At 71.0% G+C, this 26229-nt stretch carries 22 protein-coding genes; 10 read left to right on the top strand and 12 right to left on the bottom strand.

Annotated features, from left to right (window positions below):
* Window positions 1-144: 144 nt before the first annotated feature.
* The 3 genes from H4W80_RS56570 to H4W80_RS56560 all read left to right on the top strand — a co-directional run bounded on the left by H4W80_RS56570 (window position 145) and on the right by H4W80_RS56560 (window position 3624).
* Complete coding sequence (locus H4W80_RS56570; protein WP_192792582.1) at window positions 145-1605, top strand: glycoside hydrolase family 13 protein; 1461 nt, start codon at window positions 145-147, stop codon at window positions 1603-1605.
* A 5-nt stretch (window positions 1606-1610) separates the two neighbouring features.
* Window positions 1611-2636, top strand: coding sequence for a LacI family DNA-binding transcriptional regulator (locus tag H4W80_RS56565; RefSeq protein WP_192792581.1), 1026 nt, complete (start codon window positions 1611-1613; stop codon window positions 2634-2636).
* Window positions 2637-2751: 115 nt separating this feature from the next.
* On the top strand, window positions 2752-3624 hold the full coding sequence (locus H4W80_RS56560) for a carbohydrate kinase family protein (RefSeq protein WP_192792580.1): 873 nt from the start codon (window positions 2752-2754) through the stop codon (window positions 3622-3624).
* Here H4W80_RS56560 and H4W80_RS56555 read toward each other — a convergent pair.
* Together H4W80_RS56555 and H4W80_RS56550 are read right to left on the bottom strand one after the other, a co-directional pair.
* Window positions 3608-4819 (bottom strand): MFS transporter, encoded by a 1212-nt coding sequence (locus H4W80_RS56555; protein WP_192792579.1) that lies wholly within the window; start codon window positions 4817-4819, stop codon window positions 3608-3610. The genes H4W80_RS56560 and H4W80_RS56555 overlap by 17 nt on opposite strands.
* Window positions 4820-4905: 86 nt before the next feature.
* Window positions 4906-5973 (bottom strand): cation diffusion facilitator family transporter, encoded by a 1068-nt coding sequence (locus H4W80_RS56550; protein ID WP_192792578.1) that lies wholly within the window; start codon window positions 5971-5973, stop codon window positions 4906-4908.
* 49 nt (window positions 5974-6022) lie between these two features.
* On the opposite strand from H4W80_RS56550, the gene H4W80_RS56545 reads away from it, so the two are divergent.
* Window positions 6023-6379 (top strand): ArsR/SmtB family transcription factor, encoded by a 357-nt coding sequence (locus H4W80_RS56545; protein ID WP_192792577.1) that lies wholly within the window; start codon window positions 6023-6025, stop codon window positions 6377-6379.
* On the opposite strand, the gene H4W80_RS56540 is transcribed toward H4W80_RS56545, so the two are convergent.
* Both H4W80_RS56540 and H4W80_RS56535 read right to left on the bottom strand, forming a co-directional pair.
* Window positions 6376-7005: an ACT domain-containing protein gene (locus tag H4W80_RS56540; RefSeq protein ID WP_192792576.1), complete on the bottom strand. Its 630-nt coding sequence runs from the start codon at window positions 7003-7005 to the stop codon at window positions 6376-6378. The genes H4W80_RS56545 and H4W80_RS56540 overlap by 4 nt on opposite strands.
* A gap of 285 nt (window positions 7006-7290) precedes the next feature.
* Complete coding sequence (locus H4W80_RS56535; protein ID WP_192792575.1) at window positions 7291-10401, bottom strand: bifunctional cytochrome P450/NADPH--P450 reductase; 3111 nt, start codon at window positions 10399-10401, stop codon at window positions 7291-7293.
* Between the two features lie 84 nt (window positions 10402-10485).
* Here H4W80_RS56535 and H4W80_RS56530 point away from each other — a divergent pair, with 84 nt between their 5' ends.
* From H4W80_RS56530 to H4W80_RS56520, 3 genes are all read left to right on the top strand, one after another.
* A complete protein-coding gene (locus tag H4W80_RS56530; protein WP_225964242.1) occupies window positions 10486-11019 on the top strand; it encodes a TetR/AcrR family transcriptional regulator in 534 nt (177 codons plus the stop codon).
* 77 nt (window positions 11020-11096) lie between these two features.
* Window positions 11097-12254, top strand: coding sequence for a thiolase family protein (locus tag H4W80_RS56525; RefSeq protein ID WP_192792573.1), 1158 nt, complete (start codon window positions 11097-11099; stop codon window positions 12252-12254).
* A gap of 22 nt (window positions 12255-12276) precedes the next feature.
* Window positions 12277-12978: an SDR family oxidoreductase gene (locus tag H4W80_RS56520; RefSeq protein ID WP_192792572.1), complete on the top strand. Its 702-nt coding sequence runs from the start codon at window positions 12277-12279 to the stop codon at window positions 12976-12978.
* Window positions 12979-12982: 4 nt separating this feature from the next.
* Here the strand turns inward: H4W80_RS56520 and H4W80_RS56515 are convergent, their stop codons facing one another.
* The 7 genes from H4W80_RS56515 to H4W80_RS56485 all read right to left on the bottom strand — a co-directional run bounded on the left by H4W80_RS56515 (window position 12983) and on the right by H4W80_RS56485 (window position 20798).
* A complete protein-coding gene (locus H4W80_RS56515) occupies window positions 12983-13285 on the bottom strand; it encodes a hypothetical protein (protein ID WP_192792571.1) in 303 nt (100 codons plus the stop codon).
* 9 nt (window positions 13286-13294) lie between these two features.
* Complete coding sequence (locus tag H4W80_RS56510) at window positions 13295-13906, bottom strand: TetR family transcriptional regulator (protein ID WP_192792570.1); 612 nt, start codon at window positions 13904-13906, stop codon at window positions 13295-13297.
* A gap of 94 nt (window positions 13907-14000) precedes the next feature.
* Entirely contained in the window at window positions 14001-15257 is a 1257-nt protein-coding gene (locus tag H4W80_RS56505; RefSeq protein WP_225964241.1) for a right-handed parallel beta-helix repeat-containing protein, read from the bottom strand.
* Window positions 15258-15313: 56 nt separating this feature from the next.
* The gene (locus tag H4W80_RS56500; RefSeq protein WP_318787546.1) at window positions 15314-17098 is read right to left on the bottom strand and encodes a glycoside hydrolase family 13 protein; all 1785 of its coding nucleotides are present in this window, start codon (window positions 17096-17098) and stop codon (window positions 15314-15316) included.
* On the bottom strand, window positions 17099-17938 hold the full coding sequence (locus H4W80_RS56495) for a sugar ABC transporter permease (protein WP_318787545.1): 840 nt from the start codon (window positions 17936-17938) through the stop codon (window positions 17099-17101).
* Window positions 17935-19515, bottom strand: a complete 1581-nt coding sequence (locus H4W80_RS56490; protein ID WP_192792569.1) for an ABC transporter permease subunit — start codon at window positions 19513-19515, stop codon at window positions 17935-17937. The genes H4W80_RS56495 and H4W80_RS56490 overlap by 4 nt, the downstream gene beginning before the upstream one ends.
* A 2-nt stretch (window positions 19516-19517) precedes the next feature.
* A complete protein-coding gene (locus H4W80_RS56485; protein ID WP_192792568.1) occupies window positions 19518-20798 on the bottom strand; it encodes a sugar ABC transporter substrate-binding protein in 1281 nt (426 codons plus the stop codon).
* 299 nt (window positions 20799-21097) lie between these two features.
* Between H4W80_RS56485 and H4W80_RS56480 the strand changes: the two genes are divergently transcribed.
* The 3 genes from H4W80_RS56480 to H4W80_RS56470 all read left to right on the top strand — a co-directional run bounded on the left by H4W80_RS56480 (window position 21098) and on the right by H4W80_RS56470 (window position 24881).
* Window positions 21098-22591, top strand: a complete 1494-nt coding sequence (locus H4W80_RS56480; protein WP_192792567.1) for a glycoside hydrolase family 13 protein — start codon at window positions 21098-21100, stop codon at window positions 22589-22591.
* 78 nt (window positions 22592-22669) lie between these two features.
* Window positions 22670-24013 (top strand): sensor histidine kinase, encoded by a 1344-nt coding sequence (locus H4W80_RS56475; protein WP_192792566.1) that lies wholly within the window; start codon window positions 22670-22672, stop codon window positions 24011-24013.
* 46 nt (window positions 24014-24059) lie between these two features.
* Window positions 24060-24881 carry an SAM-dependent methyltransferase gene (locus H4W80_RS56470; protein ID WP_192792565.1) on the top strand — a complete coding sequence of 274 codons (822 nt, stop codon included), beginning with the start codon at window positions 24060-24062 and terminating at the stop codon, window positions 24879-24881.
* On the opposite strand, the gene H4W80_RS56465 is transcribed toward H4W80_RS56470, so the two are convergent.
* Window positions 24878-26227, bottom strand: a complete 1350-nt coding sequence (locus H4W80_RS56465) for a cation:dicarboxylate symporter family transporter (protein ID WP_192792564.1) — start codon at window positions 26225-26227, stop codon at window positions 24878-24880. The genes H4W80_RS56470 and H4W80_RS56465 overlap by 4 nt on opposite strands.
* Window positions 26228-26229 lie beyond the last annotated feature (2 nt).

Here is a 26229-nt window from a genome sequence, read left to right as displayed (position 1 = left end):
TGACATAAAGAATCTCCTGCGCAGGCCTTTCGGTCGAGGGCTTTGTGCGTTCTTACGCCGGAATTTCCGTATTGGAGGGGTATGTAAGGGCTTGCGTAAACTTGCGGCAAGGGATTTCATAGTCGGGACCGTCAAGGGGAGACTATGACCGCATGGTGGCGAGACGCCGCGATTTACCAGGTGTACGTGCGCAGCTTCGCCGACGGCGACGGCGACGGCGTGGGCGACCTGATCGGCGTTCGCGATCGCCTGCCCTATCTGGCCGGGCTCGGCGTCGACGCCATCTGGCTGACGCCCTTCTACACCTCCCCCATGGCCGACTTCGGGTACGACGTCGCGGACTACCGGGACGTCGACCCGCTGTTCGGGACGCTCGCGGACGCCAAGGCGCTCATCGACGAGGCGCACGCCGTCGGCCTGCGGGTGATCGTGGACATCGTCCCCAACCACACCTCCTCGGCCCACCCCTGGTTCCAGGAGGCGCTGCGCGGCGAGCACCGGGATCGCTACATCTTCCGCGACCGGCCGAACGACTGGGAGTCGATCTTCGGCGGCCCGGCGTGGACGCGGGTCGAGGACGGGCAGTGGTACCTCCACCTGTTCGACCCCGCGCAGCCGGACCTCAACTGGGACAACGACGAGGTGCGCGGCGAGTTCGAGTCGATCCTGCGCTTCTGGCTCGACCTGGGGGTCGACGGCTTCCGCGTGGACGTGGCGCACGGCATGGTCAAGCCGCGCGACCTGCCCGACATCGGCCACCCGGACCAGACCAGGCTGATCGGCAAGGAGCCGGTGCCGTACTTCGACAATGACGGCGTGCACGACATCCACCGCGCGTGGCGGCGCGTGCTCGACTCCTATCCCGGCCAGCGCATCGGCGTGGCCGAGGCGTGGGCGCCGACGGCCGAGCGGCTGGCGATGTACGTCCGCCCGGACGAGCTGCACCAGGCGTTCAACTTCCACTACCTGTTCACCCCGTGGAACGCCGCCGAGCTCAGGGCGGTGATCGACTCCTCTCTCGCCACGGCCGGCTCCGTGGGCGCCCCGACCACCTGGGTGCTGTCGAACCACGACGTCAAGCGGCACGTCACCCGCTACGGCGGCCTGGCCAGGGCCCGCGCGGCCGCGCTGCTGACGCTCGCGCTGCCCGGCTCGGTCTACGTCTACCAGGGCGAGGAGCTGGGCCTGCCCGAGGTGCTCGACCTGCCGGAGGAGGTGTGCCAGGACCCTCAGCGGCTGCGCGACCCCGACAGCGGCCGGGACGGCTGCCGCGTCCCGCTGCCGTGGACGCGCGAGTCCGGCTGGCGGGACCCGTGGCTGCCGATCCCGTCCGAGTGGGCCGAGCTGAGCGTGGAGGCGCAGGAAGGGGTGCCCGGCTCGACGCTGGAGCTGTACCGGGAGGCGCTGGGGCTGCGGCGCGCGCTGAGCGGGGACCTCGTCTGGCACGAGTCGCCCGAGGGCACGCTCGTGTTCTCCAGGGGGCCGTTCGTCTGCGCCGTCAACCTCACCGCGACGCCGGTGGACTTCGGGATCGGCGGGGAGCTCCTGATCGCGTCGGATGTCCCTGGAGCAGGGGATTCGGCGGCCTGGTGGAAAGTAAAGTGAGTGGCATGAACGGTCACGCTCGCCTAGCCGACATCGCCGCCCAGGCCGGGGTGAGTGAGGCCACGGTCAGCAGGGTGCTCAACGGCAAACCCGGCGTCTCGGCCGCCACCCGCCAGGCGGTGATGACCGCGCTCGACCTCATGGGCTACGAGCGCCCGCCCCGGCTGCGCCAGCGCAGCAACGGGCTGGTCGGCCTGGTGACGCCGGAGCTGGACAACCCGATCTTCCCCGCGTTCGCGCAGGCCATCGAGAAGGCGCTGACCCAGCACGGCTACACGCCGGTCCTGTGCACCCAGCTGCCCGGCGGCGCGCCGGAGGACGAGTTCACCGAGCTGCTGGTCGACCGCGGGGTGAGCGGCATCGTGTTCATCTCCGGGCTGCACGCCGACAGCACCGCCCGCATGGACCGCTACACCCGCCTGACCGACCGCGGGCTGCCGATCGTGCTGGTCGACGGCTACAGCGAGCACATCGACGCGCCCTTCATCTCGCCCGACGACCGCATGGCCGCCCGGCTGTCCGTGCAGCACCTGGTCGACCTCGGCCACGAGCGGATCGGGATCGCGCTGGGGCCGCGCAGGTTCGTGCCGGTGATCAGGAAGATCGACGGCTACAAGCAGGCCATGGCGCAGCTGCTCGGCGCGACCGACGTCGACGAGCTGATCGCCCACTCGCTGTTCTCCGTCGAGGGCGGTCAGGCGGCCGCCGCGCAGCTGCTGGCCCGCGGCTGCACCGGCATCGTGTGCGCGAGCGACCTGATGGCGCTGGGCGCGATCCGCGCCTGCCGGGAGAAGGGGCTGTCGGTGCCGGGAGAGGTGTCCGTGGTGGGCTTCGACGACTCGCCGCTGATCGCGTTCACCGACCCGCCGCTGACCACCGTGCGCAAGCCGATCGGCGCGATGGCCTCGGCGGCCGTGCAGACGCTGCTCGAAGAGGTCAACAGCGCCCCCGCCAAGCACGTCGAGCTGATCTTCCAGCCAGAGCTCGTCGTCCGCGGCTCCACCGGCTCCGGCCCGCTGGTCAACCGGTGACCGGCGAGGGAGCGCCGTCGCCTGGACTGAGGAGCGGCGGGAGCGCAGCGACCAGAGCGACGAGGGAAGGCGACGGCTCCCCAGCGACCGAGCCCGCCTCCACGGAGTGGAAGCCATGAATACGGATATCTTGGTCCTCGGAGGGGCCGGGGTCGATACGACGGTGTACGTGCCGGAGCTGCCGCTGCCGTACCAGGACACCTACCACGTGCCCCCGGTCGTCGACCGGATCGGCAACACGGGCGCGGGCGTGGCGCTGGGCTGCCACGCGCTCGGCCTCGCCGTCGCCTTCGCCGACCTGATCGGCGACGACCCGCAGGGCGCGCTGGTCCGCCAGGCGCTGCGCGAGGTCGACTGCTCCTTCGGGCCCGCCGCGGCGGGCACCCGGCGCAGCGTCCTGCTCGTGGGGCCGGACGGCCGCCGCACCTCGCTCCACGACCCGAAGGTCACGCCGGACGAGCGCCTGCCGCGCGAGCTGTACGCGAACACGCGCGCCAGGCACGTCCACCTGTCGATCATGGACTTCTGCCGCCACGTCTACCCCGACCTCGACGGCACGCCGATCTCCACCGACCTGCACGACTGGGACGGCGCCAACGACTACCACAAGGACTTCGCCTACCGCTCCGACCTGGTGTTCCTGTCGGCCACCGCGCTGGCCGACCCGGCCGCCACGATGCGCGACATCCTCGAGCGCGGCCGCGCCCACACCGTCGTCTGCACGCGCGGGGCCGACGGCTGCCTCGTGCTGACGCGCGACCGCGGCGTGCGCGCCTTCCCGGCCGCGCCGCTGCCCGGGCCGGTGGCCGACAGCAACGGGGCGGGCGACGCGTTCGTCTCCGGCTTCCTGTACGGCACCTTGCGCGGCCGGTCGCTGGAGGAGTGCGTACGCCTGGGCGCGGTGGCCGGCGCGCACGCGTGCACGGTCGCCGGCACGCACGAGTCCCCCATCACGGAGTCCGCGCTGTTGGCTACGGTTTCGCGGTAGACGGCTGATCCAGCTCCCGCCAGGCCCGGCAGACGAACGGCGGGATGGACGTGATCAGATAGAGGGCGGCGAACGCGTAGAGCGTGGTCCGCAGGCCGGTCAGCTCGGTGAGCGAGCCGGCCAGCAGCCCGCCGGCCGGCATGGCGGCGTACGCGGCGGCCGTCATGGTGCCGAGCGCCCGCGCTCTCATGGGGGCGGGGATGCGGCCGAACTGCAGGATGCCGAGGATCGGGTTGATCGCGCCGGCGGCGAACCCGGACAGCGCGGCCGTGGCGAGCGCCACGGGGAACGGCGCGCCGAGCGCCAGGACCAGCACGCGCGGGACGCCGGCGATGAGGAAGCACACTCCGTAGGTCAGCCTCATGGGTAATCGTTCGCCGGCGGCCCCGTACACGATCGTCCCCGCCACGGCGCCCGCCCCGAGCGCGCCGGTGAGCAGGCCGAACGCGCGGGGGTCGCCGGCCACGTCCCGGGCGTACAGGGCCAGCAGCACCTGGGTCACGCCCGTGTCGAGCATGTTGACGACCACGATCATGCTGGTGGCGCTCAGCTGCAGGCGGTCGCGCCAGAGGAAGGCCAGGCCGTCGCGCAGGTCGCGCAGGTAGCCGCCGGATTCGCGGTCGGCGTTCTCGATGCGCGGGACTCCGCCGGCGACGAGCGCCGCCGACAGCAGGAAGGTGACGCCGTCGACGATGAGGAGCGTGCTCGGTCCCGCCCAGAGGATCAGGACCCCGGCGAGCGGGGCGCCCACCATGGTCGCGCCGCGGCTGGCGCCGTCGTAGGCCGCCGTCGCGTGCTCGATGCGGACGCGGCCGAGGGCCGACAGGTCGGGCAGCATGGCCTTGCGCGCGGTCTCCCCCGGCGTGGCGGCCAGCCACCGTACGAACAGCAGGAGCAGCAGGAGCGGATAGGACAGCCCGGTCGTCAGGAACAGCGCCGGAACGGCGAGCACGACGACCCCGCTGACCAGGTCGGACACCACGCTCGCCGCGCGGAACCCCAGCCAGTCCACCAGCGTGCCGCCGAACGCGGCGGAGATGACGATGGGGAAGGTGGTGGCGAAGGCGGCCAGCCCCGTGAGCGCGGCGCTTCCCGTGGTCTCCAGGACGAACCAGGGGACGGCGAGCATGGAGAGCACGTTTCCGGTGACGGACAGGGCGTTGGCGGACAACAAGGTGATGAATGGACGCCTCACGCGTAATGCCCCCGGCATCGTCTCCCGCTTCAGCGTTCCTCACGGTCGGCGTGCGGTCAAGGCAGGGTTCCGTGGCCGGTTGCGTCTCAGCGCGAGCGGTGGGTTGACAGGCTGGCGTGGTGGTCGGCGCCCGCGGGGCCGTGCGGGTCGGTGTGGACGGTGGCGGCTCTCAGGCGCGGCAGCTCGTGGATGAGCCGGTGCTCGGCCTCCACCGCCACCGCGTGGGCGTCCACCACCGACATGTCGTGATCTACGAGGATCTCCACCTCCGCGTGCAGGGCGTGGCCGATCCAGCGCAGGCGTACGGAGCCGACGCGGTGGACCCCGGCCACCCCGCCCAGGATGCGCTCGGCCTGGTCCACGAGGGCGGGGTCCACGGCGTCCATGAGCCGGTGGTAGATCTCACGGGCGGCGTCCCGCAGCACGAAGCAGATGGCGAACGTGATCAGCAGGCCCACGATCGGGTCCGCCAGGGGGAAGCCGAGCGCTGCGCCGCCCGCGCCCAGCAGGACGGCCAGCGAGGTGAAGCCGTCGGTCCTGGCGTGCAGCCCGTCGGCCACCAGGGCGGCCGAGCCGATCTCCCGGCCCACCTTGATCCGGTAGCGGGCCACCCACTCGTTCCCCGCGAACCCCACCACGGCCGCCCCGGCCACCCATGCGACGGCCCGGAGATCCTGGGGGTTCAGCAGGCGGGTGACGGCCTCGTACCCGGCCAGGGCCGCCGAGGCGGCGATCAGCAGGACGATGACGATGCCCGCGAGGTCCTCGGCCCTGCCGTACCCGTAGGTGAAGCGCCGGGTGGCGGCGCGGCGGCCGAGCGAGAACGCGATCGCCAGCGGGACGGCGGTGAGCGCGTCGGCCACGTTGTGCAGGGTGTCGCCGAGCAGCGCGACCGACCCGGAGGCCAGGACGATCACCGCCTGAACGGCGGCGGTGACCATGAGGACGGCGAACGAGACGGCCAGCACGCGCATGCCGCGGCTGCTGGTCTCCAGGGCGGCGTCGGTCTTGTCGGCGCTGTCGTGGGAGTGGGCGCTGAGCGGACTGTGCGCCGCGACCGCGTGCGCCACCCGGGCGAACCACCCCCGGCTCCCGCCGAAGTGCCCATGCCCGTGGCCGTGCCCGTGTGCCTCATGGTCCCTGTGGTCAGTCATCGCATTCCTCGCTTGCGCAATTCGACCCTTTTGACCAGGATATGTAGTTATGTACGCACGCGACAACGTCTCAGGTGCCAAACAGTCGCAGGAGCAACCCACTCCCGCCCAGGTGAACGCGGCCGTGGACGCCTTCCGCATGCTCAGCGACGGCACCCGGCTGAGGCTGATGTGGTTGCTCTCATCCGGCGAGAAGGATGTGAACTCGCTTGCCGAGGCCATCGGCGTGCCCCGCCCGTCCGTGTCGCAGCACCTCGCCAAGCTCCGGCTGGCGGGACTGGTGGACACCCGCAGGGACGGGCGTCGCGTGCTCTACCGGGCACGCGACTCCCACGTACGGGCTCTCATCGCGGAGGCGCTGTTCCACGCCGGCCACGAGGTGTCCGGCCTGCCCGGCCACGACTAGCCGGTAGCCGCCCCGGGCCGGGCGCGGGCGGCCAGCTTGGCGACCACGTCCACGATGCGGGAGGCGCGCTCCAGCTCGGCGCGGTGGAACACCGGCCCGTCCGCCCTGGCGACCACCAGGTGCAGCCCCTGCGCCACCACCGGCAGCAACATCAGGCGCAGTTCGTTGGCGTCCATGGTGGCGGCCCGCGGCGGGGGCTCCGGAAGGTTCAGCTCGAACGTCGCGGGAGCGGCCAGCGAGGCGTGCCGCACGGCGCCGTCGGCCAGCGCCACCGACCACTCCGCCCCGCACAATCCCGGCAACGCGTCCACCAGCGCGGCGAATCCCCGGGCGGGCTGGGACACGACGTGCATGAGAAGGTCGTAGTCCAGCGCCGAGCCCGGCACCTCCTTGGTCGCCCAGACGCCCTCCACCCGTACCCCCGGTATGCCCGACAATCGCTCGCGAGCCTCTGAGGCGGTCACCGGGCCCGGCCAGGAAACAGTGAAATCGTCCACGGCCCGTCCGGCCTCGCGTTCGAGCACGGTGACCTGCAGGATGTCCGCGCCCAGCGCTCCAAGAGACTTGGCGACCTGGCCAAGGCCGCCCGGCCGGTCCGGCAGCGACACCCTCAGTCGCAGCAGCATTGCCGCCCCCTTTCAGAGGCTCTCACAGTGCCGTGGAAAAGTTTCGAGCATGTTCCACGGACATGTCGCGCATGCTGCGCTTATATCCCAGCATGCAGTGTTAAGTCCGGAATGTCGATAAAGGGCTGTCGCAGGTTTCCGCAGGTCACGGTACGCCCCTCCCCGCCCCGCCGACGCGGCGCCCGGAGGCCGGCCGCCGTGATCTCCGCAGGGCGAGCGGCCTCCGTCGCACCGCGGCTCGCCGTGGCGGCCGACCGGCCGGGAGCGCGCTGCGGGCGGGTGGGATCAGGCGAAGACGTCCTGCTGGTAGCGGCCGGAGGACTCCAGCTCGGCCAGCCACCCGGCCCCGTCCTCCCCCGTCCGTGACCGGTAGATGTCCAGCAGCGTCTGCCGCACCGCGGGCGCCATCCGCAGCCCGTCGCCGCAGACGTACACGTACGCCCCCTGGGAGAGCAGCTCCCACACCTCGTCGGCGTGCGCCGCGATGGCGTCCTGGACGAACCGGTACGGGTGCCCGGGCACGGCGGAGTACGCGGCGTGCGCGGGCACGCCCCAGCGGGCCAGGTCGCCCGCGTACAGCTCGTCGTGCCGGGGGTGGCGGCTGCCGGTGAAGACGGCGGCGCGGCCGGGAGCCCCGGTCAGCAGGCGCTCCTCGATGAAGCCGCGCAGCGGCGCGAAGCCGGTGCCGGGGCCGACGAGGATCACCGGCGTGGCCGGGTCGTCCGGCAGCCGGAACGGCGGCGCGGGCACGCGGATGTAGCCGTAGAACACCTCGCCCTCCTTCAGCCCGGCGAGGTAGGCCGAGCACATGCCCTGGTAGGTGCCCGAGCCGGACCAGGCGGGGCCCTCGACGAGGCCGACGGTGAGGCGCACGAGCGAGGGGTCGGCCAGCGGCGAGGAGGAGACGGAGTAGTAGCGCGGCTTGATCGGCCCGGCCATCTCCAGGAACACCGGCAGCGGCAGCTCGATCGCGGGGAAGCGTTCGAGCAGGGTGAGCGGGGAGACGCGCTTGGCGAGGATCTCGTCGGCGTAGTTCGCGGTCAGCTCGGCGAGCTGGCCCTTGGTCCAGGGGCAGGCGGTGTGCGCGGCCAGCGCCTCCAGGTCGGACCTGGTGGCCACCTCCTGCAGCTCGGCGAACTCGGTCAGCAGCAGGCCCGCCGTGACCGCCGTGTCCACGGGCAGGTGGGTGGATCCGGCGGCGCGCAGCCGTACCACCTGCTCGCGGGGGACGCGCAGGCAGCGCAGCGCCCACTCCACCAGCTCGGGGTCGTTCTTGGCGAAGACGGCCACGTGGTCGCCCGCCGAGTAGGTGACGCCTTCGGGCAGCCGGGCCACGATGGAGCGCACGCCGGGGCGCGGCGCCTCGGTCGAGAAGTCCCAGAGGCCGCTCGGGTCGGAGGTCAGCTCCTCGTTGGAGACGACGGTCAGCGGGAACGCGCGCGCGGAGACGACCGAGGGCCTGACCTCGGCCTCGCTGAGCACCTCCATCTCGTAACGCGGCCCGGCGCTCTCGGTGCCCAGATTCGCGGGAGTCGAGTACTCCTCGGCCAGCGCCGCCCACAGCCCGGCCGTCCAGGCGGTCACGTCGCCGTCGAAGTCGCCGTCCGCGTCGGCCTCGCCGCGCTCGATCAGCGGCACCGCTCCGGCGGCCGTCAGCTTCTCGTACGCGCGCTTCGGGAACTCCTGGTACGTGGGCCACTGCGTGTTCCCGCAGCCCAGCACGGCCAGCCGGACCCCGGACAGGTCGGGCAGCGCCTCCAGGGCGTCGAAGCGCTGGGCGTTGTCGGGGGCCTTGCCGTTGTAGGAGGAGGCGACCACGACCAGCAGGCCCTCGCTCGGCGGCGTCATGTCGTCGAGCGAGGTCAGCGTCGTGGCGAAGCCCGCGCGGCCGGCCCGCTCGGCCAGGCGCTCGGCGATGTCGGAGCTGGTGCCGAGGTTGGAGCCGTAGGCGACGGTGAGCGGCACGCCGGTGACGGCGATCTCCTGCTGCGCGCTCTCCTCGACCTCCTGGGCCACGACGACGGCCCGCTCGTGCGCCCGCCGCTCGCGGACCCTGAGCGTGAACCCGTCGGGCTTGAGGGTGAGGGTCTGCTTGATCTTCATGCGGTAGACGTTCGGGTCGGAGATCGCGAACCGCCGCAGGATCATCGCCAGCGCCAGCCTGGCCTCGGTCAGCGCGAACTGGCGGCCGATGCAGGCCCGCTCGCCGTTGCCGAACGGCTTGTACGCCCCGGGGTGGTGGTCCTTCTTGTTCTCCGGCAGCCAGCGGTCGATGTCGAACTCGTCCGGCCGCTCCCACACCTTGGGGCTGCGGTGCAGCACCGGCAGCAGCACGAGGACGCCCTGGTCCTTGGCGATGGGGTAGCCGCCGATCGTGGTGTCCTCGAGCGCGCTGACGCTGAACCCCGGGATCGGCGACCAGTGCCGCAGCGTCTCCTCCAGGACACGCGCGATGACGTCGAGCTTCATGATCGTCTCGTACGTGGGCGGCTCGTCGCCCGGCAGCAGCCGGTCCACCTCCTCGTAGGCGCGGGCCAGGGTGTGCGGCTCGCGCAGCAGGTTGTAGAGCGCGAAGGAGAGCAGGCCGCTGGTGGTCTCGTGGCCGGCGATGAGGAAGGTGAGGACCTGGTTGCGGATGTTCTCGTCGGAAAGGCGGGCGCCGCTCTGCGGGTCGGACGCCTCCAGCATGAGGCCGAGCAGGTCCTTGGAGCCGGTGGCGCCCTCGGCGCGGCGCTGCCTGATCACGTCGTCGACCAGCGACTGCATGGTGGCGATGTCGCGCCGGTAGGCCTCCTCGCGCCCGCGCTTGAGCTTGGTGACGAACGGCAGCTGCTGGTTGCGCAGCATGGCCTCGGTGAGCGCGCCGCCCATGGCCTGTAGGAACGGGTGCAGCTCGGGCGAGTCGAAGGAGTTGAACCGGTAGCCGAACCCGGTGAGCGAGATCGTGTCCAGGGTCAGCCTGGTCATGTCGTCGGAGACGGGCAGGTCCTCCCCCTGGCGGGCTGCCCACGACTCGACGAGCTGCTCGGCGACCTCGAGCATCTGCCCGTAGTACGCCTTCATGGCCCGCTGGCTGAAGGCCGGCATCAGGATGCGGTGCGCGTGCCCCCACACCGGCTCGTCCGGGTCGGCCGTGAACAGCCCGTCACCGGCGAAGTCGCGCACGATCGTCAGCGGCGGCTTGATCCGCTTGACGAACCGGCTCTCGTCGCACACCTCGGCGACCAGGTCGGGGTCGTACACCAGCACGACCGTGCGGCCGACGATCTCCAGCCGGTAGATGCCCTCGTCGTACCGGGACGCGACCTGGGCGAAGTGCTCCATCGGCGAGTGAGAGGGAATCTGCAGCGTGTTGCCGAGGATGGGCAGGCCCTGCGGGGCGGGGATCTCCGCCATGATTGCTCCCTTCGAGTAGCCATACACCGTATGGCTGACGCTACCATACGGTGTATGGCAGTGAGCGCGCGCAGAGGTGCCCCTTTGACCCTCGACGAGATCAGCTCCACGGCGGTTCGCCTGATGGAGGCGAGCGGGGTGGAGGGGCTGTCCATGCGCAAGCTGGCAGCCGAGCTGAACGTCAACCCGATGTCGCTCTACCACCACGTGGAGAGCAAGGACGCGCTGCTGGCACTGATCTGCGCCACGGCGGCCGAGCGCATGCACATGCCGCCGGACGACGGCGCCCCGTGGCAGGAGCAGCTCATGGCGCTGGCGCTGGCCTACCACCGGCACGCGAAGGAACACCCCGCCATCTGGGGATATCTCCACACCCATCCGAGACTCATCGCCGACCGGCGGCTGCCCATCTGGCAGACGCTCTACCGCATCCTGCGACTGGCGGGGGTGCCGGACCCGGAGCTGCGGCGGACGAGCGACATCCTGCACGCGTTCGTCTCGGGTTTCATCCTGGCCGAGACCCAGGGACACATGTCGGACGATCCTGAGGAGATCGGCCGCACGTTCGACGCGGCCATCCAGCTGATCATCGGCGGTTTGGCGAGCGCCACCTCCTGACCCGGAGGGGTCCGTTGGAAAATCCAACCCACCGGGTCTAGAGTGGGTTCAGTTTTCCAACTGATGAGGAGGGCGCTGTGCGTGATGCCGTCATCGTGCAAGCCGTACGTACTCCGATCGGCAAGGGCAAACCGGGCGGCGGCCTGTCCGCGATCCACCCGGTGGACCTGCTCGCGCACACGCTGCGCGCCCTGATCGAGCGCAGCGGGGTGGACCCGTCCCTGGTGGACGACGTGATCGGCGGCTGCGTCGACCAGGTGGGCGAGCAGGCCATGAACACCACCCGCAACGCCTGGCTGGCGGCCGGGCTCCCGGAGTCGGTGCCCGCGGTCACGGTGGACCGGCAGTGCGGTTCGTCACAGCAGGCGGTGCATTTCGCCGCACAGGGGGTGATGTCGGGCGCGTACGACCTGGTGGTGGCCTGCGGCGTGGAGTCGATGAGCCGGGTGCCGATGTGGTCGAACGTGCCCGCGGGCGCCGACCCGTTCGGCCCGGCGCTGGCCGCGCGCTTCCCCGACGGCCTGGTGCCGCAGGGCATCAGCGCGGAGCTCATCGCGGCCAAGTGGTCGCTCGGCCGCGAGCAGCTCGACGAGTTCTCCGCCGGCTCGCACCGCAAGGCCGCCGCCTCCTCCTTCGCCGGCGAGCTCGCGCCCGTCGGCGGGCTCGACCGGGACGAGTCGGTACGCCCGAGCACGACGCCGGAGATCCTGGCCGGGCTCAGGCCGGCCTTCACCGACCCCGGTTACGCCGAGCGGTTCCCGCAGATCGACTGGTCGGTGACCGCGGGCAACAGCAGCCCGATCAACGACGGGGCGGCGGCCGTACTGGTCACCACCTCGGAGACGGCGGCCCGCCTGGGCCTGCGGCCCCTGGCCCGCCTGCACAGCTTCGCCGTCGTCGGCTCGGACCCGATCCTCATGCTCACCGGCGTCATCCCGGCCACGGAGAAGGTCCTGCGCCGCGCGGGGCTGAGCCTGGCCGACATCGACCTGTTCGAGGTCAACGAGGCGTTCGCGAGCGTCGTGCTGGCCTGGCTCCAGGAGACCGGCGCCGACCCGGCCAAGGTCAACGTCAAGGGCGGCGCCATCGCCCTCGGCCACCCGCTGGGCGCCAGCGGCGCCCGCATCGCCACGACCCTGGTCCACGCGATGGCCGAGCGCGGCGCCCGCTACGCCCTGCAGACCATGTGCGAGGCGGGCGGCCTCGCCAACGCCCTCATCCTCGAACGTCCCTGACCACACCTTGGGAGCAGTCGTCATGAAGATCTCCGGCAGCGTCGCACTCGTCACCGGCGCCAACCGCGGCCTGGGCGCCGCCTTCGCCCAGGCCCTCCTGGACCGGGGGGCCCGCACGGTCTACGCGGCCGCCAGGAACCCCGCCACGATCACCGGCACGAACCTCACCCCGATCGAGCTCGACGTCACCGACCCGGCCGCCGTCGCGGCCGCGGCCGAGCGCTGCGCCGACGTGGACCTGCTCGTCAACAACGCCGGCATCTCGCGCTCCGGAAGCTCGGACCCGGACTCGGCGCGCGCCGAGATGGACACCAACTACTTCGGCACCCTGTCCATGAGCCGCGCCTTCGCCCCCGTCCTGGCCCGCAACGGCGGCGGGGCGCTGGTGAACGTCCTGTCGGTGCTGTCGTTCATCACGCTGCCCCAGGTGAGCGGGTACGCCGCGTCGAAGGCGGCGGCGTGGTCCCTGACCAACGCCCTGCGGCTGGAGCTGAAGGAGCAGGGCACCCACGTCCTGGGGGTGCACGCGGGCTACATCGACACCGACATGGCCGCCCACGTCACCGGACCCAAGATCGCTCCGGGGGAGGTCGTCGCGCAGACCCTCGACGCCCTGGAGAGCGGGGCCTACGAGGTGCTGGCCGACGCCCTCAGCCGGCAGTCGAAGGCCGGGCTCTCGGGCGAGCTGGAGCGCCTCTACCCGGCGCTGGCCGCCGGCGGCTGACGCCTCAGCCGCTCGCCTCCCAGACGGCCTCGAACGCCTGCTCCGTGATCTCGGTCAGCTCCCAGACCTCCAGCGGCTGGTCGGTGAGGAAGCCGTGCTCGTCCTGCAGGTGGCGCCACCAGTAGCGGCGGGCGGCCCGGTCGGCGCCGACCAGCACCTGCCTGATCGCCCACTGTTCGGCGCCGTCGCCCTCGACGCTCTCGAACAGCCAGGCCCGCCCGTCGTCGTCGCCCAGGTGCCAGTAGCGCCGGGGGGCGTCGGACTCGGCGAGCTGCCGCACCAGCGGCTGGCGAAGATCTGGAAGCACCCGTCCACTCTAGAACGGGCGCAGCCCGCCGATGGCGATCTCGGCGGCGCGGGCCATCGAGGCCACGATCTCCTCATCGGACTGGCCTGCCTCGCGGGCGGCGCCGCCCGCCCCCTGGACCGCGCCCACGAACGCGCCCGCCACCGCCGCGGCGCTGATCGGGTCGAGCACGTCGGGGAAGGCCTCCAGCAGGTGCCGGGCGACCTCGCGCTGCACCCCGAACATCATGTGCAGCGCCTTGGCCTGGATGGCGGGCACGGTGGCGACCAGGTGCTCGTAGACCTTCGCCAGCTCGGGGTCGCCCGCCACCGGGCCCTTGGTCAGGTAGTGGGCGATGACCCGGTCGTAGGTCTTGAGCAGCACGTCGGCGACGCGGTCCGACGGCTCGCGCTCGGCGACCACGCCGGCCATCTGCTCCATGTACTCCACGACCTCGGCGAACAGCACGTCTTCCTTGGTCGGGAAGTAGTTGAAGAACGTCTTGGTGGCGACGTCGGCCGCGGCGGCGATCTGCGCGACGGTCGTCTGCTCGTATCCCTGCGCGGCGAACAGCCTGAGCGCCGTGCCGACGAGCAACTGCCTGGTCTGCCGCTTCTTACGCTCGCGCCGCGACTCCTCCATAGGCGGCAAGCTTACACTCACTGCATCTTTACACCGCTCCGGCGGCGAGGCCCCGCACCAGCGCAGAGAGCGGCGTTGGTGCGGGGGAACGGCGTCAGTGCTGGTAGGCGCCCGCGTCGGGGGCACCGGCCAGGGGCTTGCCGGCCATGTCCTTGCTGAGCGCGCTGCCGCCGTACCACTTGGACGTGAGGGGCAGGCCGCGGCCGAGCGCCGGCGAGCCGGGCCGCAGCCGCAGGTCGGTACGGGAGACGAACTTCGGGTCGGCCACGATCGACTTCGGCCCCAGCTTGAACTTGTCCACGCGCCCCCGGTAGACGCTGCCGCCCTCGTCGGCCCCCTTGCCGTCCTCCCAGCCGGCCTCGCCGCCCACCACGATCACGTTGTTGCGCAGCTTCAGGATCGACGGGGAGCAGCCGTCGTGGCAGGACCAGCCGATGGTGTCCCTGGCCGGCAGGTAGACCGAGTTGTGGACGGCGATCGTGCCCTTGACAGGCCCCACGATGTGGCGCGGGCCTCGGGTGATGAGGAACGAGCCGCGGCTGCGGGAGGAGGTCACGACGTTGAAGGCGAACACGTTGCCGGTGGCGGTCTTGCCCTTCTTGGCGCCGAGCTCGGTGAACGTCTCGTTGTTCCTGGAGATGTTGTGGGTGACGCGGTTACGGTCGCCGTCGAAGATCTCGACGGCGGCCCCGTCGGTGCCGTAGTCGGCGCTCTTGGCGAAGCTGCCGGTGATGGTGTTGCCGGTCACGAGGTTGTCGTCGCCGTTGAGCAGCACGCCGAAGGCGCCGGAGTCGTTGTCGCCGCCCTCGTCGTTGACGCTCATCCGGTTGTTGTCGGTCAGGACGCTGTCGCGGATGACGTTGTGGGAGCCGGACGGGGTGACGTAGACGCCGGCGATGTTGCCGTCGGCCTGCACGCCGGCCAGCTCGTTGCTGTCACCGGCCAGCTGGAAGCCGGCCCAGCGGCAGCGGGAGGCCCGCAGGCCGCCGACGCGCCAGTGGTCGCCGCTGAGCACGACGCAGTCGTCGTCCATGCCGCTGATTTTGGCCAGCGGGCCCGTGCCGTACGCCTGGACGACGATCGGCCTGGCCGCGGTGCCGTTGGCCTCCAGCTTGAGCGGCCCGGTGAAGGAGCTGCCGCGCTTGAAGCTGACCGCGTCGCCCGGCTTGAGGTCGGCGGAGTTGACCTTGTCGAGGGACTTCCACGGCGCGGTGGCGCTGGTGCCCGCCGCGTCGTCGTTGCCCGACTTGGAGTCCACGTAGTACGTGGTGCCCGCCAGCGCGTACGCGGGGGCCGCCGGAGTGAAACCGGGCAGGAGAGCCGCCATGACGGCGACGGGCAGCAACCTCATTCGAGCACACCACTATCGAGTTGGAGCGGATGGGGGGGTAGCTCAAGGTAGCGTGATCAGCGCGCGAGACGCCAGAGACGCACCGAAGGTCCGTCGCCGGGCAGCAGATCCCCGTCCTCGGCGTTGTAGAGGCCGCGGGCGTGGACGCCGAGGCGCAGCGGCGTGCCGGGCGCCCGCCGCACGCACACCAGGATCGACTCCTCGTAGGTCTCCCGCGCGAAGACCAGGCAGTCGGCGTCGGCGTGCAGCCAGCGCAGGCCGCCGTGGCGCAGCGCGGGCTCGGCGCGGCGCAGCCCGAACAGCTCCCGGTAGGCCGCCAGCGTCGCCAGGTCCTGGTCGGCGGGCCGGTTCCAGGGCATCGGCGTGCGGGAGTGCTCGCCGTTCACCCCGGTCAGGCCGAACTCGCTACCCGCGAACACCATCGGCGTGCCCGGCAGCGTGGCCTGCAGGGCGAGGGCGAGCAGGTGGCGCTCGCGCGAGCCGGTGACGGTGCGGATGCGGGGCGAGTCGTGCGAGTCGAGCAGCTGCCAGGAGTGGACGAGCGAGCGCCACGACATGTGGGACGCGAACGACCGGAACGTGGCCAGCGTGGCCGTCCCGTCGCGCGACGGCACGCCGCCCGGCACGCCGAGGAAGTGGTCGAGGTCCAGCTCGGGCCCGCGCAGCCAGGTCCAGACGGGGCGGGTGAAGCCGCCGTAGTTCATGGTGCCGTGCCAGCCGTCGCGGTCGAGGTCGGAGGAGGCGTCGTGGTTGTGCTCGGCGATGAACGCGGCCTCTGGGCCCAGCTCGGCCCGCAGCATGGCGGCGACCTCGTGGTTGTGGTCGTCGGCGGCGCGCCTGCCGGTCATGTTGGCCACGTCCACGCGCCAGCCGTCCAGCGGCCCCAGCCACTTCTTCAGCACGGCCCGCATGCGGGCGCGGACGAGCTCGCTGCCCCAGTTGAGCTTGGGCAGCGTCTTGACGCCCCACCAGGACTCGTAGTCGCCGGAGTCGGGGTCGAAGTAGAACATCTCGCGCTCGACCGCGTTCACGTCGGAGACGGCCGCGGTAAACCATTCGTGCGTGTCGCCGCAGTGGTTGGTGGTGATGTCGCCGAGCAGGCGCATGCCGCGGGCGTGCAGCGCGCCGGACAGGCGGTGCAGCGCCTCGTCGCCGCCGAGCAGCGGATCGACGTGCTCGAACGTGGAGGCGTTGTAGCGGTGGTTGGAGCGGGCGGGGAAGATCGGCGTCAGGTAGACGGTGTTCACGCCGAGGCTCTGGACGTGGTCGAGCCGCTGGGCGACGCCGTCGAGGTCGCCGCCGTAGAACTGGTCCGAGGTGCCGGGGCCGGCGGGGATGACCGGGTCGCGGTCCCAGTCGCGCGGCAGCGCCCAGTCGGGCAGGTCGCGCATGGGCCGGGAGCGGTCGAAGCGGTCGGGGAAGATCTGGTAGACGATCGCGTCCGACATCCAGGAGGGCGGCGGCTGGTGGCACACGAGGCGGAAGTCGCCCGCGTCGGTCACGTCGTGGGCGACGAGCCCGGCCGCGGTCAGCCACGCCTGGCCGCCCCGCGTGGCGAGCAGGAACCGGTACGGGGTCACCGGGTTGACCGCGGTGATCTCGGCCCGCCACCAGACGTCCGTGCCGCCGTACCTGCCGGCCTCCCGCCGCGACGGGTCCGGCGCCGCCTCGGCGTAGCGCGGCTCGCCGTCGTGCACGGTACGCACGTGCACGCCCGTGATCCCGGCGGCCAGCGGCGCCCGCAGCCACAGCGTCACCCGCGAGCCGAGGGCGGGCTCCTGCTCGGAGACGTACAGAGCTGAGCCGTCGTGATGCGGCTCCCCGATGAAGCGCAAATCCACCTATCCCTTGACAGCCCCGGCGGTGAGCCCGGAGACGATGTACTTCTGCAACCAGAGGAACACACTGACCGTCGGAATCGCGGTAAGCAGCGTCGCCGCGGCGAACATGCCGAAGTTCGCGTTGCGGTGGTCGCCGGCGATCATCCCGTACATGCCGACGGCGAGGGTCTTGCTCTCGGGGTCGCGCAGGAACACGTTCGCCATGAGGAACTCGCTCATCGTGCCGATGAACGCCAGCAGCGCCGTGACCGCGAGGATCGGCGTGACCAGCGGCATGATGACCCGCCAGAAGATCTGCGCGTGCGTGGCCCCGTCCACGGTGGCGGCCTCGTCCAGCTCCTTCGGCACGGTGTCGAGGAAGCCCTTCATCAGCCAGGTGTTCACGCCGAGCGCGCCGCCGAGGTAGAGCAGCATCAGCCCCCACACCGTGTTGAACCCGAAGGCCGGGTACAGCTCGGTCACCCTGGTGAAGATCATGAAGATCGTCACGATGGCCAGGAACTGCGGGAACATCTGGATGAGCAGCAGCGCCAGCAGCCCGACCCGGCGGCCCGCGAAGCGCATGCGGCTGAAGGCGTACGCGGCGAGCATCGACAGCAGCAGGCTCGCGAACGAGGCCACCAGCGCGATGAACACCGAGTTGAAGAACCATCGGCCGAACGGGTAGCTGTCGGAGGTCAGCAGGTGGGCGAAGTTGACCAGGCTGGCCCCGGTCGGCAGCAGGTCGGTGGAGGCCAGCGTGCCCATGGGGTTGATCGCGGCCGAGACCACGAACAGGATCGGGAAGAGCGCGAACGCGCACACGATCAGCACGAAGACGTGCCTGAGGGCGAGCTTCACGCGTAGACCTCCTCCTGCTTGCGGGTACGGCGGAACGCCACGGCCGAGATGACGGCCACGATCGTGAAGATGAACACCGAGACGGCCGCCGCGAAGCCGAACTGCGCGCCGCCCGCGCCGAACGCCAGCCTGAAGGTGTAGGTGATCAGCAGGTCGGTGCCGCCCACCTGCGGGTTGTCGGCCGGGAACGGCCCGCCCTCGGTGGTGAGCGCGATCGCGTTGAAGTTGTTGAAGTTGTAGGCGAACGACGAGATCAGCAGCGGCGTGAGCGCCACCAGCAGCAGCGGCAGCGTCACCCGCCGGAACGCCTTCCACGGCGTGGCCCCGTCGATGGCCGCCGCCTCGGTCAGCTCGCGCGGGATGGCCTGCAGCGCGCCGGTGGTGACGAGGAACATGTACGGGAAGCCGAGCCAGAGGTTGACCAGGATCACCCCGAACCGGGCGGTCGCCGTCTCGCCCAGCCAGTCGACGTTGGCGCCGAGGAGCTGGTTGATCAGGCCGAAGTCGCGGTTGAACATGTCACGCCAGACCAGCAGCATGGCGAAGGCGGGCATCGCGTACGGCAGGATCAGCGCGATCCGGTAGAACCGGGTGCCGCGCATCCTCGGGTGGTGCAGCGCCAGCGCGACCGACATGCCGAGCGCGAACGTGCCGAGCACGGAGGCCAGGGCGAAGACCAGGTTCCAGCCGAACACCCCCGCGAAATATCCCGAAATAGTCGGATTTGTCAGCACCCGAGCGAAGTTGTCCAGCCCGACGCCGACCTGCCAGCCCTGCGCCAGGTGCTCGCCCTTGGCGTTGACGAAGAAGCCCTGGCTCTCGTCGGCCATCCAGGTGTCGCCGTTGCCGCGCACGCAGTCGCACCCGGCGTCGTACACCAGAGCCGCCTTGCCCTCGACGGCCCGGCTGAGCCCGTTCGCCTTGATCACGCCGTCGCCGGCCGGCACGGCCAGCGCGGAGATCTCCTGCCCGCGGGCGGCGGCCTCGGGCGCCTTGAGCACGGTCAGCCCGGGGGCCGCCAGCACCTTGCCGGTGGTCCCGACCTGGGCGCCCGCCAGCGGCGACAGCCCCTTGGCGTCGCCCAGCCGCACCTGCTTGGTCTTGGGGTCGACCAGCAGGAACACCAATTCGTCGCCGCGCAGCGCGGCCGTCATGGCGTACTCGGGCGAGCCGGGGGTCTGACGCACCGAGCCGGTCTCGATGGCGGTGACCGCGGCGGCCTTGTCGCCGCGGTGCCCGTCGCCGAAGTTCGTGAACGCGGTGGTGACCGTGTAGACGACCGGGAACACCTGGAACGCGATCAGGAAGACGGTGCCGGGGACCAGATACTTGGCCGGAATGAAGCGCCGGGTCAGGTAGAGGTAGGCGATGGCCGCGCTGACGGCGCCCAGCAGCGCGAGCGAGACCCACGATTCGGCGGCGACCAGCGGCGGCACGGCGTAGAGCAGGATCGCGGCGGCCACGGCCAGCACCGCGATCCTGCTCACCACGAACGCCGTGGTGATCTCCCGGCGGGGCCGCGGAGCCGCCTTGGGCCCCCCGCCTTTTCTCGGGACCTCGCGCACGTCGAGCGCCATGATCAGTGCTTGAGCGAGCCGTCGATGGCCTTCTGCGCGGCCGCGGCGGCCTTGGCCGCGTCGCCGCCCTTGACGACGGCGTTCTCGGCGATGCCGAACGGCTCCCAGATGGCCGCCATTTCAGGAATGGCCGGCATCGGCAGGCCGTCCTTGCCCGCCTCCATGAACTTGACCGCGTCCGGGTCGCTCGCCTGGACCTCCTGGAGGGCGGCGGTCAGCGCCGGGGGCCGCGGGTCGGCCTCGTACAGCGCCTTCGCGACGTCCTTGTTGGTCACGTAGTTGGCGACGAACTCCTGGGCCAGGGCCTTGTTCTTGCCCTTGGAGGCCACGAAGAACGTCTGCACGCCGACGAACGGGGTGGCGGGCTTGCCGCCCTTGAACGACGGGACGGCCGTGATGTCGTACGTGATGCCGCCCTTCTTGACCTCGCTCATCGCCCACGGGCCGGAGATCAGGTAGGCGCACTTGCCGCCGGCGAAGTTCACGATGTAGTTCTCGTTCGTGATCGACGTGCGCAGCGCGCCGTCGCCCTTCTCGCCCAGGTCCTTGAGCTTGCCGAACGCCTTGACCGAGTCGGGCGAGCCGACCAGCACCTGCTTGGGGTCGGGGTCGCCGGTGGAGGTGGCGCCGAACAGCGCGCCGCCCGCCGAGGCGAAGATCGGGTAGACGTGGAAGGCGTCGCCCTTCTGGCCGACGGGGATGCAGAGCACCTCCTTGACCTTGCCGGCCGCCTTGAGCTCCTTGCCCTTGGCGACCATGTCCTCGATCGAGGCGGGCGCGTCGGGGGCGAGCTTGGTGTTGCGGATCAGGGCGATGTTCTCCACCGCGTAGGGGGCGCCGTAGACCTGGCCGTTGAACGTCACGGCCTGCATCGCCTTGGCCGAGAAGGCGGCCTTCTGCTCGTCGGTCAGGGTGACGGGGTCGATGGCGCCGTTCTGCACGAGGTTGCCGATCCAGTCGTGCGCGCCGATCATGATGTCCGGGCCGCTGCCCTGCTGGGAGGCGGTGAGGAAGGTCGTCTGGTTGTCCTTGCTGATCTCCTTCACCTCGACGGTCACGCCGTTCTCGGTGCCGAACTGGTCGGCGAACGGCTTGAGCGGCTTGACGCGGCTGGGGTCGGCCCAGATCACGAGCGTGCCGCCGCTCTTGGCCGCCGGGGCGGAGGCGGACGCACCGGGTGCCGCCGGGGACGCCGACTGGGAAGCCGGCTGGGATTCGCCGCACGCCGTGGCGGCGAACGCGAGGGTCGCGAGAGCGGCCACACCCAGAGCCCGCATGCGCATGGGACCTCCTGAGGTCACGCAGGAACGGCGGTGCCACGCGAGCGCCGCCGGAAGAAAGCTCTAACGTTTCCGGGACGTTAGCGGCTCTTTGCAAGAATTGGAAGAACTTGCGAAAGAGCGTTACGTGATCCTCACCGAACCCGACGAAAGCGCCTCCCGCACGAGGGCTCGGGGCGAATACGGGCGGGTCAAGGTGACCTATGCAACTTTCCGCAAGTTGCGCTTGACCGTGCCCGAACGAGCGCGACATCCTTCACCAGAACATCGCAGGACATCTCGGGCATCCAGGGAGGACAGCCATGCTCGGCAACGACGACTGGTGGCGTGACGCCGTCGTGTACCAGGTCTACCCGCGCAGCTTCGCCGACGCGAACGGCGATGGCATGGGCGACCTCGCCGGCGTGCGCGACCGCCTCGGCTACCTCGCCGAACTGGGCGTGGACGCCATCTGGCTGAGCCCCTTCTACACCTCCCCCATGGCCGACGGCGGCTACGACGTGGCCGACTACCGGGACGTGGACCCCATGTTCGGCACGCTCGCCGACTTCGACGCCCTCGTCGCCGACGCCCACGACAAGGGCATCAGGGTCATCGTGGACCTGGTCCCGAACCACTCCTCCGACCGGCACCCGTGGTTCCAGGCCGGGCTGCGCGATCGCTACATCTTCCGCGACGAGCCCAACGACTGGGAGTCGATCTTCGGCGGCCCCGCCTGGACGCAGGTGGCGGACGGGCAGTGGTACCTGCACCTGTTCGCCCCCGAGCAGCCGGACCTCAACTGGGAGAACCCGGACGTGCGCGCCGAGTTCCGCGACATCCTGCGCTTCTGGCTCGACCGGGGCGTGGACGGCTTCAGGGTCGACGTGGCGCACGGCATGATCAAGGCCGCCGGGCTGCCCGACGTGGGGCCGAAGGAGGGTCGCCAGGCCGAGATGCTGGGTGACGAGCAGCTCCCGTACTTCGACCAGGACGGCGTGCACGAGATCTACCGGGAGTGGCGGCCGATCCTCGACTCCTACCCCGGCGGCCGGATGGCGGTGGCCGAGGCGTGGGTGTCCTCCCCCGAGCGGCTGGCCCGCTACGTCGGGCCCGACGAGCTGCACCAGGCGTTCTCGTTCGAGTTCATGATGGCCGACTTCCACGCCAAGTCGTTCCGTACCGTCATCGAGAAGGCGCTGAAGGAGTCGGAGCTGGTCGGCGCGCCCACCACATGGGTGCTGTCCAACCACGACAAGCCCCGCCACGTCACCCGCCACGGCGGCCTGGCCCGCGCCCGGGCGGCCACGCTGCTCATGCTGGCCCTGCCCGGCTCTGCCTACCTCTACAACGGCGAGGAGCTGGGCCTGCCCGAGGTGCTCGACCTGCCGGACGAGCTGCGCCAGGACCCCGCCTTCCGGCGCACCGGCGAGAGCCGCGACGGCTGCCGGGTGCCGATCCCGTGGACCGCCTCCGGCGACTTCGGCTGGCGTGACCCGTGGCTGCCGATCCCCGCCTCGTGGGGGCCGCTGTCGGCCGAGGCCCAGGAGCACGACCCCGCCTCCACCCTGAACCTCTACCGCGCCGCGCTGAGGCTGCGCAAGCAGCACCCGGCGCTCGGCGGCGGCACCGTGACGTGGCTCGACTCCCCCAAGGACGTGCTGGCCATCGAGCGTGACCCGGGGCTGGTCGTGGTGCTCAACACGGGCGAGGAGCCGGTCCGGCTCGACCTGGGCGGCGAGGTGCTGCTGTCCAGCGGCCCGCTGGCCGAGGACGGGGCCCTCCCGCCGGACACCGCGGTGTGGATCCAGCGCTGACCGGATCCGACCCCAGGTTGGGGGAATCTTTCCCTTAACGCGGCAAATGCCGGTAATCACGCTCGGTAACCTCACAGGGTGCCACCCTGGTGGGCCAGATCCCTGCGCGGACGCGTCACCCTCATCGCGACGGCGGTAGCCGCCCTCGTGCTCATCCCCGTGGCCGTCGCCGGGGTGATCACCGCCAGGTCGCTGATGACGGCCAGCGTGTTCCGCGACACCAGGGACACCGCCGAGCGGATCGCATACGAGATGCGCGGCGGCGCGCTGCCCATGGGCGCCGCCATCCCGGTCCCCAACCCGTCGGTGGACCTGATCCAGGTCGTCGGCCCCAACGGGCAGATCCTGGCCAGCAGCGACGCGGCCAGGAACCTGCCGCCGCTCAGCGACATCCGCCCCACGCCCGAGAACCGGGTCATCAGCGTGATGAACTGCCTGCCGACCGAGTGCGTCCACGTCACGGCCGTCCGGGTGAGCATGTTCGCCGACTCCCCCGTGGTCTACGCGGGCCGCAGCACGCCCGACCTGCTGGCCAACCGCGGCCTGGAAGTGGTGGTGTTCATCGAGGTCGGGGTGCTGATCGGGCTGGCGTCGTGGGCCACGTGGCTGGTCACGGGGCGCGCGCTGCGGCCGGTGGCGACCATGCGGGCCGAGCTGGACGCCGTCCACGCGGGCGACCTGAGCCGGCGCGTCACGCAGCCGCCGGGCGGGGACGAGGTGGCCCAGCTCGCCAGGTCCGTCAATGGCACGCTGGCCCGGCTGGAGCGCTCGGCCCAGCAGCAGCGCCAGTTCGCCTCCGACGCCTCCCATGAGCTGCGCACCCCCATCGCGGGACTGCGCGCCCAGCTGGAGAGCGCCCAGCTCTATCCCGACGACACCGACGTCGAGGCGCTGGTGGACAGCGCGCTGCGCGACACCGACCGCCTGGAGGCCATCATCACCGACCTGCTGCTGCTGGCCAGGATCGGCTCCCGGGTGGACGTGGTCAAGGAGCGGGTGGACCTCGCCGAGCTGGTGCGCCAGGAGCTGTCCGTGCGCTGCGACAAGGTGCCCGTGCACGTGGATCTGGCCGAGGGGGTGGTGGTCGAGGGCGTACGGCTCCAGCTCGCCAGGGTGCTGACGAACCTGCTGGACAACGCCCAGCGCCACGCCGAGCACACCGTCCAGGTCGAGGTCCGCAGGGAGGGCGGGCACACGGCGCTGCTGGCGGTCGAGAACGACGGCGTGGAGATCGCCGAGGAGGATCGCGAGCGCATCTTCCAGCGCTTCACCCGCCTGGACGCCGCCCGCAGCCGCGACGCCGGCGGAACGGGGCTGGGCCTGGCCATCGCGCGCGACGTCGCGGTGGCCCATGGGGGACAGATCACCGTTGAGGACCGTGTGGGCGGGGCGCGGTTTGTGTTGAGACTTCCCGCCGTTTGACCGCTTTTCGTAGATTTCCGGTGCTCAAGTCATAGATCATGGTGCCATGACGGAACAAGCGCCGCAGGGCGTCGACCCGCACATCCCTAACGCGGCGCGCATGTACGACTACTTCCTGGGTGGCAAGGACAATTTCCAAGCCGACAGGGATCTGGCCGAACTGGTCCTGAGCGCGGTTCCGGAGACCCGCGACGGCACCAGGGAGAACCGGGCACTCGTGGGCCGGTTCGTGCGTTACCTGTGCGAGCAGGGCATCACGCAGTTCCTCGACCTCGGCTCCGGCCTGCCGGGGCAGGAGAACGTGCACGAGGTCGCGCTCCGCCACACCCCCGACGCCCGCGTGGTCTACGTGGACAACGACCCGGTGGTGGCCACGCACGGCAGGGCCCTGCTGGCCGACCCGGACCGGGTGGCCATGGTGCTGGGCGACGTGCGGCGGCCGAAGGAGATCCTGGCCAACCCCGAAGTGCGCGCGCTCCTGGACTTCGAGCGGCCGGTGGCCGTGCTGATGATGTTCATCCTGCACCTGATCCCCGACGAGGACGACCCGAACGCGTTCGTGGCCGCCTACCGCGAGGCGATGGCGCCGGGCAGCTATCTGGCCATCTCGCACGTGGGCAGCGACTCCCACTCGGAGCTGACGGACCGGGTGGTCGAGTTCTACCAGCGGGCCAACATGCCGTTCAGGCCGCGACCCGGCAAGGAGATCGCGGCCTTCTTCGGTGACTTCGAGTTCATCCCGCCCGGCTACCTCGCCAACGGCATCGGGCCGGAGCTGGGATGGCCGTACCTCGACCGCGACGTCCCGATCTTCCTCGACGCGGACATGTCGCGGATGGGCTACGCGGGCATCGCCCGCAAGCCCTAGACCTTCGACAGTTCCCGGTCGCCCGACTCGTCGGGCCCGGGACGGCCGTTGCCGTCGTTGTCGTCGTCCTCGTCCAGCAGCGTGGCCTCGTCGAAGGGCGCGTTCCCGGCGAGCACCTGGTTCGCGCGCTCCCGGTCGAAGTCACCGGTCCAGACGGCGACCAGCACGGTGGCGACGGAGTTGCCGGCGAAGTTCGTCAGCGCCCTGGCCTCGGACATGAAGCGGTCGATGCCCACGATGAGGCCGACGCCGTCGACCAGCGCGGGACGGTGCGCCTGCAGCCCGCCGGCCAGCGTGGCCAGCCCGGCCCCGGTCACGCCCGCGGCGCCCTTGGAGGCGATCATCATGAACAGCAGCAGCGCGATCTGCTCGCCGAACTGCAGCGGCGCCCCGGTGGCCTCGGCGATGAACAGCGTGGCCATGGTCAGGTAGATCGCCGTGCCGTCGAGGTTGAAGGAGTAGCCGGTCGGCACGGTGATGCCGGCCACGGTCTTGCTCACGCCCAGGTGCTCCATCTTCGCGATGAGCCTGGGCAGGGCCGTCTCCGAGGAGGAGGTGGACAGGATGAGCAGGAACTCGCGGCCCAGGTACTTCAGCAGCGACCACAGGTTGATCCGGGCGACCAGCCACAGGATCGAGCCGAGCACGACGCCGACGAACAGCAGGCAGGTGATGTAGAAGGCGATCATGATGATCGCCAGGCTCTTGAGCGCCTCCAGCCCGGTCTCCCCCACGACCGCCGCGATCGCGCCGAACGCGCCGACGGGCGCGGCCCACATGATCATGGCGAGGATCCGGAACGTCAGCCGCTGGAAGTGCTCGATGGTGCGCAGGATCGGCTCGCCCTTGGCGCCCATGGCCTGGATCGCGAACCCGGCCAGCAGCGCCACGAGCAGCGCCTGCAGCACCGAGCCTTCGGTGAGCGAGGACACCAGCGTCTTCGGGATGATGCCCAGCAGGAAGTCGACCGTGCTGGACTCGCCGCCCTTGGCCGCCTGCGCCTCGGCCGCCTGCTTGGCGGCGTCGCTGAGGTGCAGCCCCGAGCCCGGGTCGATGACGTTGCCGACCAGCAGGCCGATGAGCAGGGCTACCGTGGACATGACGATGAAGTAGCCGAGCGCGAGGCCGCCGACCTTGCCGACCTTGGCCGCCTGGCGCACCGAGCCGATGCCCAGCACGATCGTGCAGAAGATGATCGGCCCGATCACCATCTGGATCAGCGCCACGAAGCCGGTGCCGAGCGGTTTGAGCTCCTTGCCCACGTCCGGCCAGACGAATCCGACCAGGATGCCGAGTAGGACCGCCCCGATGACGGCCAGATAGAGGTAGCGAGTGCGATCACGCATGG

Origin of the sequence: Nonomuraea angiospora, from assembly GCF_014873145.1 — a bacterium.
Lineage (GTDB): Bacteria > Actinomycetota > Actinomycetes > Streptosporangiales > Streptosporangiaceae > Nonomuraea > Nonomuraea angiospora.
The sequence above is the reverse complement of the archived record's forward strand: the minus strand, read 5'-3'. Positions and strand labels throughout refer to the sequence as shown.